Source organism: Serratia sp. 121840015-1 (genome assembly GCF_053627655.1).
Map to the genome: position 1 here is coordinate 655,904 of NZ_JBSEYF010000001.1, position 15,132 is coordinate 671,035.

At 64.3% G+C, this 15,132-nt stretch carries 16 protein-coding genes; 13 read left to right on the top strand and 3 right to left on the bottom strand.

Annotated elements, in window-relative coordinates; translation table 11 throughout:
- Window positions 1-313 precede the first annotated feature (313 nt).
- The 11 genes from citC (at window position 314) to dhbA (ending at window position 11,476) form a co-directional block, all read left to right on the top strand.
- Complete coding sequence (gene citC / locus ACUXAC_RS03180) at window positions 314-1,384, top strand: [citrate (pro-3S)-lyase] ligase (RefSeq protein ID WP_004940809.1); 1,071 nt, start codon at window positions 314-316, stop codon at window positions 1,382-1,384.
- Window positions 1,384-1,692, top strand: a complete 309-nt coding sequence (citD, locus tag ACUXAC_RS03185) for a citrate lyase acyl carrier protein (protein ID WP_019452464.1) — start codon at window positions 1,384-1,386, stop codon at window positions 1,690-1,692. Before citC ends, citD begins: the two co-directional genes overlap by 1 nt.
- Window positions 1,676-2,596 (top strand): citrate (pro-3S)-lyase subunit beta, encoded by a 921-nt coding sequence (gene citE / locus ACUXAC_RS03190; RefSeq protein WP_016927085.1) that lies wholly within the window; start codon window positions 1,676-1,678, stop codon window positions 2,594-2,596. The genes citD and citE overlap by 17 nt, the downstream gene beginning before the upstream one ends.
- The gene (gene citF, locus ACUXAC_RS03195; protein ID WP_004940815.1) at window positions 2,596-4,101 is read left to right on the top strand and encodes a citrate lyase subunit alpha; all 1,506 of its coding nucleotides are present in this window, start codon (window positions 2,596-2,598) and stop codon (window positions 4,099-4,101) included. The genes citE and citF overlap by 1 nt, the downstream gene beginning before the upstream one ends.
- Window positions 4,102-4,104: 3 nt before the next feature.
- Entirely contained in the window at window positions 4,105-4,653 is a 549-nt protein-coding gene (gene citX, locus ACUXAC_RS03200; protein WP_102984409.1) for a citrate lyase holo-[acyl-carrier protein] synthase, read from the top strand.
- Window positions 4,634-5,518, top strand: coding sequence for a triphosphoribosyl-dephospho-CoA synthase CitG (gene citG / locus ACUXAC_RS03205; protein ID WP_387441642.1), 885 nt, complete (start codon window positions 4,634-4,636; stop codon window positions 5,516-5,518). The genes citX and citG overlap by 20 nt, the downstream gene beginning before the upstream one ends.
- A 25-nt stretch (window positions 5,519-5,543) precedes the next feature.
- Entirely contained in the window at window positions 5,544-7,007 is a 1,464-nt protein-coding gene (locus ACUXAC_RS03210; RefSeq protein ID WP_084827444.1) for an anion permease, read from the top strand.
- Window positions 7,008-7,153: 146 nt separating this feature from the next.
- Window positions 7,154-8,383 carry a bifunctional glucose-1-phosphatase/inositol phosphatase gene (agp, locus tag ACUXAC_RS03215; RefSeq protein ID WP_387441640.1) on the top strand — a complete coding sequence of 410 codons (1,230 nt, stop codon included), beginning with the start codon at window positions 7,154-7,156 and terminating at the stop codon, window positions 8,381-8,383.
- A 161-nt stretch (window positions 8,384-8,544) separates the two neighbouring features.
- Complete coding sequence (locus tag ACUXAC_RS03220) at window positions 8,545-9,237, top strand: 4'-phosphopantetheinyl transferase family protein (RefSeq protein ID WP_387441638.1); 693 nt, start codon at window positions 8,545-8,547, stop codon at window positions 9,235-9,237.
- Between the two features lie 189 nt (window positions 9,238-9,426).
- A complete protein-coding gene (locus ACUXAC_RS03225; RefSeq protein WP_043147656.1) occupies window positions 9,427-10,617 on the top strand; it encodes an isochorismate synthase in 1,191 nt (396 codons plus the stop codon).
- A 100-nt stretch (window positions 10,618-10,717) separates the two neighbouring features.
- Entirely contained in the window at window positions 10,718-11,476 is a 759-nt protein-coding gene (dhbA, locus tag ACUXAC_RS03230) for a 2,3-dihydro-2,3-dihydroxybenzoate dehydrogenase (protein WP_197786280.1), read from the top strand.
- Between the two features lies 1 nt (window position 11,477).
- On the opposite strand, the gene rarD is transcribed toward dhbA, so the two are convergent.
- Complete coding sequence (rarD, locus tag ACUXAC_RS03235) at window positions 11,478-12,356, bottom strand: EamA family transporter RarD (RefSeq protein WP_387441634.1); 879 nt, start codon at window positions 12,354-12,356, stop codon at window positions 11,478-11,480.
- Window positions 12,357-12,495: 139 nt separating this feature from the next.
- On the opposite strand from rarD, the gene alkB reads away from it, so the two are divergent.
- The gene (gene alkB, locus ACUXAC_RS03240) at window positions 12,496-13,143 is read left to right on the top strand and encodes a DNA oxidative demethylase AlkB (RefSeq protein WP_049199131.1); all 648 of its coding nucleotides are present in this window, start codon (window positions 12,496-12,498) and stop codon (window positions 13,141-13,143) included.
- On the opposite strand, the gene ACUXAC_RS03245 is transcribed toward alkB, so the two are convergent.
- On the bottom strand, window positions 13,126-14,061 hold the full coding sequence (locus tag ACUXAC_RS03245) for a LysR family transcriptional regulator (protein ID WP_087763155.1): 936 nt from the start codon (window positions 14,059-14,061) through the stop codon (window positions 13,126-13,128). The two genes, alkB and ACUXAC_RS03245, sit on opposite strands and share 18 nt — an antisense overlap.
- Before the next feature lie 85 nt (window positions 14,062-14,146).
- Between ACUXAC_RS03245 and ACUXAC_RS03250 the strand changes: the two genes are divergently transcribed.
- Complete coding sequence (locus tag ACUXAC_RS03250) at window positions 14,147-14,776, top strand: alanyl-tRNA editing protein (RefSeq protein WP_421115077.1); 630 nt, start codon at window positions 14,147-14,149, stop codon at window positions 14,774-14,776.
- Window positions 14,777-14,786: 10 nt separating this feature from the next.
- On the opposite strand, the gene ACUXAC_RS03255 is transcribed toward ACUXAC_RS03250, so the two are convergent.
- Complete coding sequence (locus ACUXAC_RS03255; RefSeq protein ID WP_025303447.1) at window positions 14,787-15,029, bottom strand: hypothetical protein; 243 nt, start codon at window positions 15,027-15,029, stop codon at window positions 14,787-14,789.
- Window positions 15,030-15,132 lie beyond the last annotated feature (103 nt).

The window sequence follows — 15,132 nt, forward strand, 5'->3', positions numbered from 1 at the left end:
AATGAAACCTACTATTGCAATCAAGATGCTAAATGAATGTAAGTAAATTGCGGCGCTAAATAAAGATTATCTCAATAATAAACACCATAAGATTAATTAAGCAAATAAAGAACATTAAATAACTTATTAACCGGAATCGGTTTGTGAAATAGGTCAATAATCGGCGTTTTTTTTCTGTTTACCATTGATTTATCGAACGCGAAACGGCGTTTATCTCCATGGTTTTTAAGGTTTTAATTACCCTTGTTGATGTTAATTAAAATGCCTTTTTGTATTTAATTTGTTGTTTGTCAGTTAACCCAGAGAGCGTGTTATGTTAGGCGATGCCGTATTTAATCGGGTAAAGCGATCGGATCATAAAGCGATTTCGGAAATAAGCGCCTTCTTGCGCAGTAACGATCTGAATATCGACACCACGGTTGAAATATTTATTACCGTTACCCAGCACGACAAATTGGTCGCCTGCGGCGGCATCGCCGACAATATTATCAAATGCGTCGCCATCAGCCCGCTGATGCGCGGCGAAGGGTTGGCGCTGGCGCTGGCGACCGAGCTGGTGAACCTGGCCTACGAGCGCCACCACACTCAGCTGTTTATCTACACCAAGGTGCAGAACGAGCCGCTGTTCCGCCAGTGCGGTTTCTACCCGATCGCCACCGTGCCGGGCATCGTGGTGCTGATGGAAAACAGCCCGTGCCGCCTGAAGCGCTACGCCGCCCAGCTGGCGAGCCAGCGCCGGCCGGGCGACACCATCGGCAGCATCGTGATGAACGCCAACCCCTTCACCCGCGGGCATCAGTATCTGGTGCGTCAGGCGGCCAAACGCTGCGACTGGCTGCACCTGTTTTTAGTGAAGGAAAACACCTCGCGCTTCAGCTATGAAGACCGCCGCCGGCTGGTGCTGGCCGGCACCGCCGATATCCCCAACCTCACGGTACACGAAGGCTCGCAGTACGTGATCTCGCGCGCCACCTTTCCCTGTTACTTCATCAAGGATCAGGGCGTGGCCGACGACTGTTACACCGAAATCGATCTGAAGATCTTCCGCCAGTATCTGGCGCCCGCGCTGGGCATTACCCACCGCTTCGTCGGCAACGAGCCGTTTTGCGCGGTGACCGCGAAATATAACCGCGACATGCGCTACTGGCTGGAAACGCCGGCGCTGCCCAGTCCGCCGATCGCGCTGGTGGAAATCGAGCGTTTGCAATATCAGGGCACGGCGATCTCCGCCTCCTGGGTGCGCAAGCTGCTGGCGGCGGGGGACTTCCACGCCGCCGCGCCGCTGGTGCCGCCGGACACCCTGTACTACCTGCAGGATCTGCAAACGCAGCGCCGGGCCAAGGCGGCCCCGCATCCTTTTGAGTCCGCACAATCAGGTGAATGATGAAAATTATCCGAGAAGCAATGGCCGGCACGCTGGAATCCAGCGATGTCATGGTGCGCATCGCGCCCGCCGAGGGGCCGCAGCACGATCTGTTGATCGCCAGCAGCGTGGAAAAACAGTTCGGCGCGGCGATCCGCCACACCCTGCTGGAGGTGCTGCAGCGCTATGAGGTGGAGCCGGTGCAGGTGATCGTCGACGACAAGGGGGCGCTGGACTGCGTGCTGCGCGCCCGGCTGGAAACCGCGCTGATGCGCGCCTGCGAGGGCGGCCAGCTGCCGTGGGAGGCGAAAGATGAAAACGCTGAATAAAACCCGGCTGCGCCGCAGCATGTTGTTCGTCCCCGGCGCCAACGCGGCGATGGTCAGCAACGCCTTTATCTACCAGGCCGATGCGCTGATGTTCGATCTGGAAGACTCGGTGATCCTGCGTGAAAAAGACGCGGCGCGCCGGCTGGTGTACCACGCGCTGCAGCACCCGCTGTACCAGGAGGTGGAAACCATCGTGCGCGTCAATGCGCTCGACTCCGCCTACGGCCTGGCAGACCTGCAGGCGGTGGTGCGCGGCGGCGCGGACATCGTGCGCCTGCCGAAGACCGACAGCGCGCAGGACGTTGTCGACATGGAACGCGAGATTGCCGCCATCGAAGCGGCCTGCGGCCGGCCTGTCGGCAGCACCGGGCTGCTGGCGGCGATCGAATCGGCGCAGGGCATCACCAACGCGGTGGCGATCGCGCATGCTTCGCCGCGGCTTATCGGCATCGCGCTGGGGGCGGAAGACTACGTGCGCAACCTGCGCACCGAACGCTCGCCGGAGGGCATCGAGCTGCTGTTCGCTCGTTGTTCGCTGCTGCAGGCGGCGCGCGCCGCCGGCATTCAGGCGTTCGACACCGTCTACTCCGACGCCAATAACGAGGCCGGCTTCCTGCAGGAAGCGGCGCTGATCAAACAGCTCGGCTTCGACGGCAAATCGCTGATCAACCCGCGCCAGATTGAGCTGCTGCACAACCTGTACGCGCCGACCGCCAAAGAGGTGGCGCACGCGCAGCGGGTGGTGGACGCCGCCGAAGCGGCGGAGCGGGAAGGGCGCGGCGTGGTGTCGCTCAACGGAAAAATGGTCGACAGCCCGGTGATTGAACGCGCCCGGCTGGTGCTGGAGCGCGCCGCGCTGTCCGGCTTACGGGAAGAACCGGCGCAGCACGGGGAGGAAGCATGATGAACCGCCAACAACGATTGATGACCTTCGCCAACCCGGCGGATCTGCCGGGCTATCAGGACGTGTCCAAAGCCAATCTGCAGGCGCGCAAACCGCGCGATCTCAAGCTGTGCGACTCCTTGCAGGAAGCGGTGCGCCGCAGCGGGCTGCAGGACGGCATGACCATTTCCTTCCACCATGCGTTTCGCGGCGGCGATTTGACCCTCAACCAGGTGATGGAGACGCTGGCGGCGATGGGGTTCCGCAACCTGACGCTGGCGTCCAGCTCGCTGACCGACTGCCATGCGCCGTTGGTTGAGCATATCCGCCACGGTGTGGTGAGCCGCATTTACACCTCCGGGCTGCGCGGCCCGCTGGCGGACGCGGTTTCGCGCGGCCTGCTGGCGGAGCCGGTGCAAATTCACTCGCACGGCGGCCGGGTCAACCTGATCGAATCCGGCGAGCTGAAGATAGACGTGGCCTTCCTCGGCGTGCCGGCCTGCGATGAGTTCGGCAATGCCAACGGTTACAGCGGTGAAGCCTGCTGCGGCTCGCTCGGCTATGCGCGGGTGGACGCCGAGGCGGCGGGCACCGTGGTGCTGCTGACCGAGCAGCTGGTGCCGTATCCGCATCATCCCGCCAGCCTGGCGCAGGATCGGGTGGATCTGATCGTGCAGCTGGAACGGGTGGGCGACGCCGACAAGATCGGCGCTGACGCCACGCGTATGACCTCGAACCCGCGCGAGCTGCTGATCGCCCGCCGCGCCGCCGAGGTGATCGCCGGTTCCGGCTACTTCACCGAAGGCTTCTCGCTGCAAACCGGCACCGGCGGCGCCTCGCTGGCGGTGACCCGGTTCCTGGAGGACAAGATGCGCGCCCGCGGCATTCGCGCCGCGTTCGCCCTCGGCGGCATCACCTCGACCATGGTGGATCTGCACGAGAAAGGGCTGATCGGCAAGCTGCTGGACGTGCAGAGCTTCGATCGGGCGGCGGCGACTTCGCTGGCGCGCAACCCGCGCCATATCGAAATCAGCGCCAACCAGTACGCCAACTTCAGCTCCAAGGGCGCCTCTGTTGATCGGCTCGACGTGGTGGTGCTGAGCGCGCTGGAAATCGACACCGGCTTTAACGTTAACGTGCTGACCGGCTCCGACGGCGTGCTGCGCGGCGCGTCCGGCGGCCACTGCGACACCGCCGCCGCCGCGCGGCTGGCGATCATCGTTGCGCCGTTGGTGCGCGGGCGCATCCCGACGCTGGTGGAGCAGGTGACCACCTGCGTCACGCCGGGCTCCAGCATCGACATTCTGGTGACCGATCACGGCATCGCCGTCAACCCGGCGCGGCCGGAGCTGGCGCAGCGTCTGCGGGAGGCCGGCCTCGAGGTGGTGAGCATCGACTGGCTGCGCGCCCGCGCGCTGCAGCTGACCGGCGAACCGCAGCCGATCGCCTTTACCGACAAGGTGGTGGCGGTGGTGCGCTACCGCGACGGCTCGGTGATCGACGTGGTGCATCAGGTGGCGGAGTAAGCGATGGCCGCCCTCGATCCCCAACTGGCCGCCGAACGCGCGGTCAGCCTGCCGGAGTTGCTCACCAGCCGCGAATGCCGCCAGGCGCGGCAGCAGGCGTGGCTGGCGCAGCACGAGTGCACGCTGCTGGTGCTGACGCTGGTGGTGCCCGGCCCGGTGAAGGACAGCGCGCTGACGCGCGGCATCTTCAACCTGGGGTGGGCGGCGCTGCTGCGACTGTGCGCCGAACAGGGTTGGCCCAGCCCGCAGGCCGAGGCGCTGGCGCTCGCCACCGGTTGCGAAGGGTTTGTCGCGCTGCGCGCCGATGCCCAGCGGGTGAAGGACTGCGCCATGCAGCTGGAGGTGAGCCGCCCGATCGGCCGGCTGTGGGATATCGACGTGCTGGATACGCAGGGGCGCATTTTGTCGCGCCGCGACATCGGCCTGCCGGAACGGCGCTGCCTGCTGTGCGGCCAACCGGCCAAGATCTGCGCCCGCCAGCGGCGGCACAGCAGCGAGCAGCTGCTGCATGAAATGGAAAGGATGTTCAACGATGCGATCTCTGCCGATTAACCTGCCCGCCCACCGTGCCGAACCGGCCTGCGACTTCGCCCGCGCCGCTTTCCGCGCGCTGCTGGTGGAGGTCAACCTCACGCCCAAGCCGGGGCTGGTGGATCGCCATAACACCGGCGCCCACCGCGACATGGATCTCGGGCACTTCTATCGCAGCGCCCGCGCCATCGGCGTGTGGCTGCCGCGCTTTATCCAACGCGGGCGCGAGGACGTCGCTTTGCCGGCAGAGCAGCAGCTGGCGCGGCTGCGGCCGCTCGGCCTGGCCTGCGAAAACCAGATGTTTCGCGCCACCGGCGGCATTAACACTCACAAGGGCAGCGTGTTCTCGCTCGGGTTGCTGTGCACCGCCTTCGGCCGCCTGCAGCAGCAGGGCCGCGCCATCGGCGCCGAAGCGCTGTGCGCCGAGGTGGCGGCGATGTGCCGGGGGCTGGTGGATCGCGAACTGCGGCGCAACAACGCCGGGCAGACCGCCGGCCAGCGGCTGTTCGCCGCGCACGGGTTGAGCGGCGCACGCGGCGAGGCGGAGGCCGGTTTCCGGCTGGTCATTGACGGCGCGCTGCCGCTGTATCGGCAACGGCTGACCGCCGATGGCGACGAACAGCGGGCGCTGCTGGACAGCCTGCTGTGGCTGATGGCCCACAACGACGACACCAACGTCGCCTCGCGCGGCGGCCTGCACGGGCTGCGCTGGCTGCGGCGCCGGGCGGCATTGCTGCTGGCGCAGGGCGGCTCGGAGGGGGAGGCGGGTCTGGCGCGCCTGCGGCGCTTCGATGCCGACTGCATCGCTCGCAACCTCAGCCCCGGCGGCAGCGCCGACCTGTTGATAGTGACCTGGCTGCTGGCGCAGCTGGGTGCCCAAGAATAATAACCAAGCCTTCAGGAGAGTCCCTATGTCCCAAACCCAGGAAAAGATCTGGAAAGCGATAGCGCCGCTGGCGGTGCTCGCGATCCTGTTATTGATACCGGTTCCCGACGGCATGCCGCCGCAGGCCTGGCACTACTTCGCCATCTTCGTGGCGATGATCGTCGGCATGATTCTGGAGCCGATCCCGGCCACCGCCATCAGCTTTATCGCAGTGACCGTCAGCGTGCTGAGCGCCAACTGGGTGCTGTTCGGCGCGCAGGAACTGGCGGAGCCGGGCTTCAAGGCCGGTAAAGAGGCGCTGAAATGGGGGCTGGCGGGCTTCTCCAGCACCACCGTCTGGCTGGTGTTCGGCGCCTTTATCTTCGCGCTGGGCTACGAGGCCACCGGGCTGGGGCGGCGCATCGCGCTGTTCCTGGTGAAGTTCATGGGCAAGCGCACGCTGACGCTGGGCTATGCGGTGGTGATCATCGATATCCTGCTGGCGCCGTTTACGCCGTCCAACACCGCGCGCACCGGCGGCACGGTATTCCCGGTGGTGAAAAACCTGCCGCCGCTGTTCGACTCCTTCCCCAACGATCCCTCCTCGCGCCGTATCGGCGGTTACCTGATGTGGATGATGGTGGTCGGTACCAGCATCAGCTCCTCGATGTTCGTCACCGGCGCCGCGCCGAACGTGCTGGGCATCGAATTTGTCGGCAAGATCGCCGGGGTGCACATCAGCTGGATGCAGTGGTTCCTGGCGTTCCTGCCGGTCGGCCTGCTGCTGCTGATCATCGCGCCGCTGATTTCCTACTACCTGTACAAACCGGGCGTGACCCACAGCAGCGAAGTGGCCGCCTGGGCGAATACCGCGCTGGGGGAAATGGGCAAGCTGACGCGCAAGGAATACACCCTGATCGGCCTGGTGCTGCTCAGCCTGTGCCTGTGGGTGTTCGGCGGCAAAATGCTGGACGCCACCGCGGTGTGTCTGCTGGCGGTGTCGCTGATGCTGGCGCTGCACGTGGTGTCGTGGAAAGAGATCACCAAATATTCCAGCGCCTGGAATACGCTGGTTAACCTGGCGACGCTGGTGGTGATGGCCAACGGCCTGACGCGATCCGGCTTTATCGACTGGTTCGCCCAGACCATGAGCACCCACCTGGACGGCTTCTCGCCGAACATGACGGTGGTGGCGCTGGTGCTGGTGTTCTACTTCGCCCACTACCTGTTCGCCAGCCTGTCGGCGCACACCGCCACCATGCTGCCGGTGATCCTGGCGGTCGGTAAAGGGCTGCCGGGTGTGCCGATGGAGCAGCTGTCGATGCTGCTGGTGCTGTCGATCGGTATCATGGGCGTGCTGACGCCGTACGCCACCGGCCCGGGGGTGATCATCTACGGCTGCGGCTACGTGAAGTCGAAAGACTACTGGCGCCTGGGCGGTATTCTCGGCGTGGTGTACATCGCCGCGCTGCTGCTGATCGGCTGGCCGATCATGAGCCTGTGGTACTGAGTTGAAGCCACGCGGCCACCGCCTGGTGGCCGCGGTTACGATCCTTTCCCGTGAACCCTGTCACACACTTGTCACACTAACCCCGCCATCATACTCGGGCAAACGCTAACACCTTAAAAATAATCATTTTCCGGGAGCCTCTGCGGATGAGAAAAAAAACGCTATTGCTGTGCCTGCCTTTGTTATTCACCGGGAGCGCGCTGGCGGACGCCGGCGGTTATCAGTTGGAACAGGTGCTGGTCATGAGCCGCCATAACCTGCGCGCGCCGCTGGCCAACAACGGCAGCGTGCTGGCGCAGTCCACGCCGAAGGCCTGGCCGGCCTGGGAAACGCCGGGCGGCCAGCTGACCACCAAGGGCGGGGTGCTGGAAGTGTATATGGGGCACTACTTCAACGCCTGGCTGAAGCAGACGGGCCTGTTGCCGCAAGAGGGCTGCCCGACCGCCGGCAGCGTGTACGTCTATGCCAACAGCCTGCAGCGCACGGTGGCCACCGCGCAGTTCTTCAGCAACGGCGCGTTCCCCGGCTGCGACGTCAGCGTGCACCATCAGGACAAGATGGGCGAGATGGATCCGACCTTCAACCCGATCATCACCGACACCAGCGAGGCCTTCAACCAGCAGGCGCTGGCGGCGATGAACGCCGCGCTGGGCTCGCTGAAGCTGGACGCGGCTTACCAACAGCTGGCGAAGATCATCGACTACAAGGATTCCGCCGCCTGCAAGACCGATAAACACTGCGACCTGACCAAAGAAGCCAGCGTGATGAGCGCGGTGCCGGGCAAAGAGCCGGGCGTCTCCGGCCCGCTGCGGGTGGGCAACTCGCTGGTGGACGCCTTTATGCTGCAGTACTACGAAGGTTTCCCGATGAAAGAGGTGGCCTGGGGCAAAATTGCCACCCCGCATCAGTGGAAACAGCTGGCGCAGCTGAAAGACGGCTATCAGGATTCGCTGTTCACCTCGCCGGTGGTGGCGCAAAACGTCGCCAAACCGCTGCTGACCTACATCAACAACGCGCTGCTCGGCGAGCGCAAACCGGACGCGCCGAAGCTGACGGTGCTGGTCGGCCACGATTCCAATATTGCCTCGCTGCTGTCGGCCATGCAGTTCCAGCCGTATCAGCTGCCGCAGCAATACGAGAAAACGCCGATCGGCGGCAAACTGGTGTTCCAGCGCTGGCGCGACGCGCAGAACGACCGTGAATTGCTGAAGATCGAGTACGTCTATCAGTCCACCGAACAGCTGCGCAAGGCGACGCCGCTGACGCTGCAAACCCCGCCGCAGCGGGTGACGCTGGCGCTGAAAGGCTGCCCGATCGACAAAGACGGTTTCTGCGCCTGGAGCGATTTCGAAAAGACCATGAAAGGCATCTTGTAATGCCCGCCCTCTCTCCCGCGCGCGGGGGAGAGGCCTCTCCCCATCCCGGCTAACGCGCCGCCGTGCCGGTCTTAACGCCATTTATTTTGCCCAGGGTCATTGTTGCAGGCCGTTTCGGGGGCTAACATCATCAGCCTGCCTGCTTATCATGGATATCGCCGTTGCCCACTTTTATCCGCAATATCGAATTTTTCACGCCCGATGGCTATCCGGGCCAGGTGGCGCGCTGCCATTTTGCGCTGGCGGAGTATCGTGACGAGCGTTTTCCCGAGGCGGGCTTTGCGCTGCCGGATCATCTGGCGCGTGCGGTGCCGAAGCGCCGCGCGGAGTATCTGGCCGGGCGTGTTCTGGCGCGGCAACTGTTGGCGCCGCTCGGTTTTGCCGACTTCACCCTGGCGCGCGGCGAAGATCGCGCGCCGCAGTGGCCACCGGGCATCGCCGGGGCGCTGAGCCATAATTCGGATACCGCGCTGTGCGCCGTGCACCGCGAGAGCGGGCTGGGCGGCGTGGGGCTGGATGTGGAGACGCTGCTCTCCGACGTGCGGGCGGAGGAGCTGTGGGGGGCGATCGTTTCCCCGGCGGAGCGCGAGGCGTTGCTGCGCGAGGCGCTGCCGTTCAATGAACTGCTGACGCTGACGTTTTCCGCCAAAGAGAGCCTGTTCAAGGCGCTTTATCCGCAGGTGCGCTGTTACTTCGATTTTCTCGATGCGCGCATGGTCGCCGTGGATATGCAGCGGCAGGCGTTTGTATTAGCGCTGCTTAAGACGCTGACGCCAAATTGCCCCGCCGGCCGCCGGTTTAACGGGCGTTTTTGGCGTGAAGGTGACGATGTCACGACTTTTATTTTCTGCTAAAACACAATAATAACAGTGTGTTATTTCTTACTTTGCCGTAACGCGGATTTGCCGCAGCGGGCGGAAAGATTCATTCATCGGAGATTGACCCACGGTGGGGATCCGGTGTAATTTATCCTCCTTTTATGGCTAATGATAATTATTCGCATAAACATTATCATTGGTAAGGCGCAACAAAGGAGTGGTCTAGTGGCGACACTGACGACAGAAAACCAAACCTTCCCCGGGTTTGTGTACGCCGAACAATCGACCTTTTTGTACCGGTCCGAATTCCGTTCCCTCTCCGCCGATGGCGTGTTCGAGCGTATCGAGACGCCGGCGTTCGGCGGTGAGCAGGAAGGCAGCGCGCTGGCGCAGCATATCCGCCAGGCGCTCGCGCGCGCCAAAGCCGCCGGCCAGGAGACGCCGGTGGTGGTGGGCGCCATTCCGTTCGATACGCGCCGGCCTTCCAGCCTGTACGTGCCTGAAAACTGCCAGTTTGTCGCCAACGACAGCTTTACCCGCGCCGCGCGCCCGATGCTGCAACAGCCACATCGCCTGGCCGCCTGCACCAGCATTCCGGACGAGCCGCGCTTCAAGCATGCGGTGGCGGAAGCGGTCAGCCGCTTTAAACAGGGCAAGCTGGACAAGGCGGTGCTGTCGCGCATCCTCGACATTGAGCTGGAGCAGCCGGTGGCGGGCCACCAGATCCTCAATAACCTGATGGTGCAGAACCCGACCGGTTATCACTTTTCCCTGCCGCTGGCCGATGGCGGCGTGCTGATCGGCGCCAGCCCGGAACTGCTGATCCGCAAGCAGGGCGGCGAGATCCACACCAATCCGCTGGCGGGCTCCGCGCGCCGTCAGGACGATCCGCAGCAGGATCGCCTCGGCAGCGAGCGCCTGATGCGCTCGACCAAAGACAAATACGAACACAAGCTGGTGATCGACGACATTCGCCGCCACCTGGCGCCATTGTGCGCCAGCCTGAGCGTGCCCAGCGGCCCGTCGCTGCTCAGCACCGGCACCATGTGGCACCTGTCCACCCGCATTCGCGGCGAGCTGCTGAACCCGAATCTCAACGTGATGCAGCTGGCCTGCCTGCTGCATCCGACGCCGGCGCTGTGCGGCTTCCCGACCGAGAGCGCCCGCCAACTGATCGCCGATCTGGAACCGCACGATCGCGGCCTGTTCAGCGGCATCGTCGGCTGGTGTGACGCCAACGGCGACGGCGAGTGGGCGATCGTCATCCGCAGCGGCCTGCTGCGCGGCAACCGGGTGCGGCTGTTCGCCGGCGCGGGCATCGTCGCCGCTTCGACACCGCAGTCCGAGTGGATGGAAACCGCCGCCAAACTGGGCACCATGCTCAACGCTTTCGGCCTGAACAGCGGCGCGCTGTAGGCCTCTTTGCGGCGCAGTGCGCGCCGCGTCATACGCTTTCGCAGGAGACAACGATGAACAACAACATGACCCGGCAGCGTGCCCGGATGGCGGTGTGCGCATGAGCATTCAAATGGATTTCACCGGCAAACGCGTGTGGGTGACCGGCGCGGCGCGCGGCATCGGCGAGCAGATCGCCCGGCATTTTTTGACGCAGGGCGCCGAGGTGGTGGGATTTGACCGCGAGTTCGCCAACCCGGATCTGCCTTACCCTTGCGTGACGCTGGACATCAGCCGGCCGGAGCAGGTGGAGGCGGTGTGCCGCCAACAGCTGGTGGAGAACCCGCGACTGGACGTGTTGGTCAACGCCGCCGGCATTCTGCGCATGGGCAATACCGAAGATCTGAGCGTGGATGACTGGCATCAGTGCATCAACGTCAACGCCTCGGGAGCGTTTTACCTGTTTCGCGCCGTGCTGCCGCACTTCAAGGCGCAGCGCAGCGGGGCGATCGTCAGCATCGGCTCCAACGCCGCGCACGTGCCGCGCGCGCAGATGGCGGCCTACTGCGCCTCCAAGGCGGCGCTGACCAGCCTGAACCACTGTGTGGGGCTGGAGATGGCGCCGTTCGGCGTGCGCTGCAATCTGGTGTCGCCGGGCTCGACCGACACGCCGATGCAGCGCGGCATGTGGCAGACCGACGACGCGCAGCAACGCACCATCGCCGGTTTCCCCGAGATGTTCAAGCTGGGGATCCCGCTGGGCAAAATCGCTCGCCCGGATGAGATCGCCAACGCGGTGTTGTTCCTGGCCTCCGATTTGGCCAGCCACATCACCATGCAGGACATCGTGATCGACGGCGGCGCCACGCTGGCCGCCTGAGTCAGACCCGCTGGCGGCGCAGCAGGTGCTGCGCGCCTTCCGCCGCCAGCAGCAGCACCGCCAGCCAGATCGCCAGATAGGTTGGCCATTCGCTTTGGCTGATGCTCTCGCCGAGCAGCAGCGCGACGATCACCAGCAGCACCGGTTCCACATAGCTCAGCAGGCCGAACAGGCTGAACGGCAGCAGGCGGCTGGCGAGGATGTAACACACCAGCGCCACGGCGCTGATGACGCCGAGCAGCGGAATGCGCCAATACAGCTCGGCATTGATCTGCAGCGCCGCTGCGCCGCCGTCGCCGAAGGCGAACCAGGCCGCCGCCGGCAGCATCAGCGCCAGCTCGCACCACAGCCCGCCGAGATTGTCGGTGCCGAAACGCCGCCGCAAAATAAAGTAGAGCGGATAGCCCAGCGCCACCACCAGCGTCGGCCACGAGACGCCGCCCGCCTGATACAGCTCATTGCCCACCCCTACCATGGCGCACGCCACCGCCAGCTTTTGCAGCAGCGACAGCCGATCGCGGTAGATCAAACGGCCCGCCAGCACCATGGTCAGCGGCAGCAAAAAATAGCCGAGCGACACGTCGAGGGCCTTGCCGTGCAGCGGCGCCCACAGGAACAGCCACAGCTGCACCCCCAGCAGCGCCGAGGTGAGCAGCAGGCCCAGCAGGCGCTGCGGCCGTTGGCCGATCCAGGCCAGCGTGTCGCCCACCTTGCGCCAATCGCCGGACAACGCCATAAACAGCGTCAGGAACGGCAGCGTCAGCAGCGTGCGCCAGCCGTAGACCTGCTCGCCGTTCAGCGGGGTGAGGGTAGAGGTGAAGTAATACATCGCGCCGAACAGGATGGAGGCGACGACCGAAAGAGTGATGCCCTTAATCACACGCATTCCTGGTGAGTGATTGATTTTATGGCGGCTACTGTAGAGAAATTTGCCGCCAACGACAATGGCATTGCCGGGCGCTGGACAATCGGCGGCGGCGGGTTACAATGATTACTGTGTATTCATACAGGTTTTGGCGATGACAATCGATCTTTTTGAAGACGCGCTGCCGCCGCCGTGGCGCGAAGAGATCGCCCCCGGCGCGGTGGTGATGCACGGCTTCGTGCGCGATCACGGGCCGGAACTGCTGGCGGCGGTGCAGGGCGTCGTCGCCCAGGTGCCGTGGCAGCATTTGACCACGCCCGGCGGGCACGTGATGTCGGTGGCGATGAGCTGGTGCGGCAACGGCTGGACCAGCGACAGCCGCGGTTACCGCTATTCGGAACGCGACGCACGCAGCGGTAAACGCTGGCCGGCCATTCCCCCCATCCTGATGGCGCTGGCGGACGAAGCCGCGCAGCAGGCGGGATTCGGCCCTTTCGTGCCGGATTCCTGTCTGATGAACCGTTACGATCCGGGCAGCAAGCTGTCGCTGCATCAGGATAAAGACGAGCACGACTTCGGTGCGCCGATCGTCTCGGTGTCGCTCGGGCTGCCGGCGGTGTTTCAGTTCGGCGGGCTGCAACGCAGCGACCGGGCGCGGCGCATCCCCTTGGCGCACGGCGACGTGGTGGTATGGGGCGGCCCGGCGCGGCTCTGTTTTCACGGCATCCTGCCGGTCAAGGAAGGCTACCACTCGCTGGTGGGGCCGCACCGCATCAACATCACGCTACGCAAGGCGCTTTAGCTGTGGCTCCTGCGCCAGGCAGGCGACGAGATAGTCGATAAACACCCGCAGTTTGGGCGGCAGATACTGGTTAGGCGCGTAGAGTAACCACAGGCCGCCGTGATAGCTGCTGAGGAAATCCCATTCCGGCAACACCTGCACGATCTCGCCGTCGTCGAGCGCCTGGCGGGCGGTAAAATACGGCAGGCTGCCGATGCCGATATGCTGTTTCACCGTGTCCAGCCGCACGCCGGTGTGGTTGGCGGCGTAGCGGCCGCGCACGTTGACCGTCACCGTTTTGCCGCTGCGGCGGAACTTCCATTGCGCGTCGCTCGGCGTTTCGCCCAGATAGATGCAGCTGTGCGCCGCCAGATCGTGCGGGTGCTGCGGCGTGCCGTGCTGCGCCAGGTAGTGCGGCGTGGCGCACAGCAGATGGTCTATTCTCATCAACTGGCGGCCGATCAACCCGGGCGACGGGCGATCGGTGATGCGCAGCGCCAGATCGACCCGATCGTCGATCAAATCCATGTAGCGATCTTCCAGCCGCAGCCTCACGTCCACCTTCGGGTAGCGGCGCAGGAACTCCGGCATGTGCGGATGCAGCACGAAGCGGCCCACCGCCTTGGGCACGCTGACACTGACCAGCCCCTCGGGCTCCACGGCGCCGCGCCCGCCGATCGCCATGACCGCGTCGGCCGCCGCCAGCAGGGTGCGGCAGTGCGCAAACGCCTCTTCGCCGCTTTCGCTCAGCCGCAGTTTGCGGGTGGTGCGGTGCAGCAGCTGCAGTGCCAGCGCCTGCTCGAGCTTCGCCACGCTGCGGCTGACGGCGGAAGGCGAGGTGCCCAGTTTACGGGCGGCGGCGGAAAAGCTGCCGCTCTCTACCACCTGAACGAAAACGGCCATTTCGGGCAACAGGGCGTAAGAAAGATTTGTGCTCATGACGCAAAGGTCCATTGTGACGGCGGCGGATTATCCCTCGATTATGACATGAATATAATGGCTCTTCGAACCGAGGAGAAAAATGATGACCGAACGACGTTATTACTACAGCGACGATGTACAGGGCCAGGCGCAGGCGTTGAGCTGCGCGCCGGCCGAGGCGGGCGCTTACGCCGTGGTGCTCGACGCCACGCTGTTCCACCCGCAGGGCGGCGGCCAGCCGTCCGACGTGGGGACGTTAGGCGGCGTCGCCGTGCTGCGGGTGCAGCAGCAAGGGGATACCGTGCTGCACTTTACCGCCGCGCCGCTGCCGCTCGGGCCGGTTACGATGCAAATCGATGAAGCGCAGCGCCGCCTGCACGCCCGCTGGCACTCCGGCGGGCATCTGATCGGCTGGCTGGGAGAAACCCGAGGCTGGCGGCCGGTCAAGGCGCATCATTGGCCGGGGGAAGGGCGCATCACGTTTATGCCAGGGCCGGATGCGCAGACGGTAGAAGCGGACTTTTTGCAGGCGGAGCTGGCGCGTTTGATCGCCTCCGATTTACCCCGCCGCCAACAGGCGGTGGAGGGTATGCGCCAGGTCGGCTTCGGCGAACTGCCCGCCTACGGCTGCGGCGGCACCCATGTCGCCACGCTGACGGAGGTGGGGGCAATTGCGATCACCGGCGTAAAGATGAAGAAAGGGCAGCTGATCGTGCAGTATGAGCTGAGTTGAATAAGGGGCTTCAGCGCCCGGCCTGCCGCAGCTGGGTGCAGAACGCGCATTGGCATCCCGCTACCGGCACCGCCGCGCAGCTGCCGATGTTCACCGGCTGGGCGTCCATGGCGTGAAAGCCGTAAAACAGATTTTCGATGTTTTGTTCCGCCGCGCGCGCCTGTTCCGGGCGCGGTTCGGGCACTTTTGACTGAAACGCCGCGGCCTTGCCGGCCAGCAGGCTGAGAAACAGCAGCGACAGCTGGATTTTCATCGTCGTCTTCCTTTGGCTGAAGTTGTGATACGTTATAACAAAACCCCATCAATGCCAAGCGGCGGCGCTGCGGCCACTCACGTTATTTTTACGCGCTGCAACA